The organism is Acidiphilium sp. (genome assembly GCF_049977125.1).
In the GTDB taxonomy this organism is placed as follows: domain Bacteria; phylum Pseudomonadota; class Alphaproteobacteria; order Acetobacterales; family Acetobacteraceae; genus Acidiphilium.
On sequence record NZ_JBMFGY010000248.1, the window covers coordinates 1 to 3,161 of the forward strand.

Genomic DNA, 3,161 nt, shown 5'->3' on the forward strand with positions numbered 1-3,161 from the left:
GCCAAAATCACTGACCCCACCAACTGAATTCCTGTGGTGCCTAAAACTTAAAACGACCGCTACACCGTTGTAATATCACTTTATTTTTTTAGTCACTGCGGAAGTTGGGCTTGACAATGCCAGCCTGTCGCCAGATCAGGCGCAATCTCGTCCGTAGGCCAAGAGCAAAACCAGAATGACCACGCCATAGGCGATGCTTCTGACGTAATCGGGCATGTTCAGTGCGAGCAGCACCGAAACTAAGACGGTTAGGCTGATTGCGCCGGCGGCGACGCCGAGGTACTTGCCGCGTCCGCCAAGGATGTTGACGCCGCCGATCACAACGGCTGCGATTGAGGTGAATAGGTAGGGATCGCCCATGCCGAGAGACGCCTGGCCACCGAATCCGACTAGCATGACGCCGGTAAGGGCCGCGAAAAATCCGCTCACCGCATAGAGAGCGATGGTCAGGCGCCCGACATCGATCCCGACGAGAACCGCGGCCCGTGAGTTGTTGCCAAGCGCGTAGGTGGCGCGGCCAAACCGGGTCAGGCGGAGCGCGCCGCTGACCAGGACGATCACGACCAGCCAAAGCCAGAGCGCATCCGGCACGCCAAAAAGGGCATCATGCGCGAGATCCTGGATCAGCGGCGGCGCGTAGGAAGAGCATGACCCGCAGGTGAAACCACCGGACAGGCCAAGGGTCAGCCCCTCGATGATACCGTTCATGGCCAAGGTCATCACCACGGCGGGTATGCCGAACCAGGCGACACCGATGCCGTTGACCGCGCCGACCACCACCCCCATGCCGAGGGCCGCGACGAGGGCCTGGGGGGCGTTGATGTCGCGTCCCAGGGAGGTTGTGGTCATCACGATGGCGGCGGCATTGAGTACCCAGGGCACCGAGAGATCGATCCCACCGATCAGGATGACGAAGCATTGGCCGGCGGCGACGAGGCCGACGAACGAGGCGATGACCAGGATCGATGCCACGCTGGCCAGGCCGAGAAAGCCGGGATGAACCGCATCACCCACGACGAACAGGGTGATCGCCGCAATGAATGCATAGAGCACCCGGCGGGATTCGACGGTCAGGCGCCTCATCGCCGACGCCGGATCGCGCCGCCAATGACGCCGCCGACCACGACCGCGATGAGCAGGAACACGCCCTCGTAGAACGACTGGTACAATGGGTTGACATGGCTGAAGAACAGGATGTTGACGATCAGCGTCGTGATGAAGGCGCCGGCGATTGCGCCGATAGCCGAACCCCGACCACCGAACAGCGACACCCCGCCGAGCACCACCGCAACAATCGACGAAAGAGTATAGGAATTCCCGGTGGTCGCATCGCCGGCGGTCGCGCCGGCTGCGAGAAAAAGCCCGGCCGCAGCGGCGAGCGTGCCGTCGATCATGTAGGCGATGATTTTGGTGCGGATGACATTGACCGCGAGAGCTCTGGCGGCCACCTCGTCGTTGCCGATCGCATACAGATCAACACCAGTGCGGGAGCGGCGAAAGGCGGACCAGCCGAGGCCGAGGAGTGCGATAAAGATCAGGGCGAAGGGTTCGTTCGGATTAACCAGAAGGTTGGTGTAGCCAGCCGGAATTACCCCGCCCGGCTGAGGCAGCACCCGAATCGCGAGGCCTTGGAAGATCGAGAGGGTTGCCAGAGTGACCACGATCGGCTGCAATCTTCCAAGGGCGACCAACAGACCGTTGACGAGCCCGCAAGCCGCACCGACCAGAAGAATAATTACCGACCAGGCGAGCGCGCCGTACAGCGATTTTCCCATAGTGACCGCGGCAATCGCGTTGGCGAGATCGACCACGCCGCCGACCGACAAATCGATCCCCTTTGTCAGGATGACGAAACTCTGGCCGACGGCGGCGAACACCAGCGGAGTTGCGCTGTTGACCGTTGAGGTCAGTTCGAAATTGCCGGGCAGACGGTCCTGGGCGGCGCTGTAAATCAGGATGAACCCCAGGATTGCGAGCAGGAGGATGGCGTTGGCGAGGATCAGGCCGATGTTCTGGGCAATGGTGTGGCCAAGGCGGCTGCCGCGTTGCAGGGTTATGGACTCAGGCGGCATGGGGTTCGGCGTGAGTGGCGGTGTCGCGCATCGCGGCGGCGACGATGGCTTGTGCGGTCAGTTCAGTCGCGTCGAGTTCGGCGACGAATCTGCCACGCCTCATGATTTTGACACGATGGCAGATCTGCGCGAGTTCCTCCGCGTCCGACGAATAAAACAGGATGGCGTAACCCTCGCGTGCGAGGCGGCTGACGAGATCGTAGATTTCGTGCTTGGTCGCGACATCGACGCCGCGGGTGACGTCGTAGAGGAGCAGGATCCGGGGCCTGGTTTGTAGCCAGCGGCCGAGCAGGACTTTCTGTTGATTGCCACCGGACAGGGCGCCCACCGGCTGGGCCGCGTTGGGCGTGCGGATCGCGAGGCTTGTGATCGTTGCATCGATGACGGCCTTTTCGGCATCGGCGCGGATTAGGCCAAAGCGTGAGAGCCGGCGCAGAATCGGCAGGGTAATGTTGGTGCCGACCGGCAACGGCAGGAATAGACCCTCGCTCTTGCGATCCTCGGGCACCAGTGCGATGCTGGCGCGAATGGCATCACGCGGCGTCGCGATGGTGACGGGTTGGTTCTCGATCTCGATGCGGCCTTCGAGAAAGCCGGGGGCGCCGAATAGGCCGAAGAACAGGGCGCGATGTCCGTGGCCAGCAAGGCCGCCGATGCCGAGAATCTCGCCAGGGTAGAGGTTGATATCGAACGGTTCGACACCCTCGGCCCGCGCACCGCGCAACGAAAGCAGGGGTGGAACCGGCGGTGGGGCGGTGCGGGCGGGGAACAAGGTGCCGAGATGCTGGCCCGTCATGAGCGTGATGGCCACGTCCTCATCGATCGCGGTAAAGGTACCGACATCGGTACCGTTACGAAAGATGGTGATTTCATCAGCGATAGCGGCGATTTCGCCCCAGCGATGCGAGGTGAATACGATGGCTGTGCCCCGTGCGCGCAGGAGGCGGATCTGGTCGAACAGCCAGGCGACCTCGCGTTCCACCAGGGCGGAGGTCGGCTCATCGAGCAGCATGATGCCCGGATCGGCCAGGATCACCCGCGCGATCTCGATGATCTGGCGTTCAGCGAGGGAGATATCGGTGGTGAGCG

The 3,161-nt window shown here is 62.5% G+C and carries 3 protein-coding genes; all 3 read right to left on the bottom strand.

What is annotated here, in order from left to right; all coding sequences use genetic code 11:
• Positions 1–135 precede the first annotated feature (135 nt).
• Positions 136–1,083, bottom strand: coding sequence for an ABC transporter permease (locus ACP5E6_RS17575; RefSeq protein ID WP_427956430.1), 948 nt, complete (start codon positions 1,081–1,083; stop codon positions 136–138).
• Positions 1,080–2,072: an ABC transporter permease gene (locus ACP5E6_RS17580; RefSeq protein ID WP_427956433.1), complete on the bottom strand. Its 993-nt coding sequence runs from the start codon at positions 2,070–2,072 to the stop codon at positions 1,080–1,082. Before ACP5E6_RS17580 ends, ACP5E6_RS17575 begins: the two co-directional genes overlap by 4 nt.
• Positions 2,062–3,161: sugar ABC transporter ATP-binding protein (locus ACP5E6_RS17585; protein ID WP_427956435.1), on the bottom strand; the 1,100-nt coding region annotated here is incomplete at its 5' end. The genes ACP5E6_RS17580 and ACP5E6_RS17585, both read right to left, overlap by 11 nt.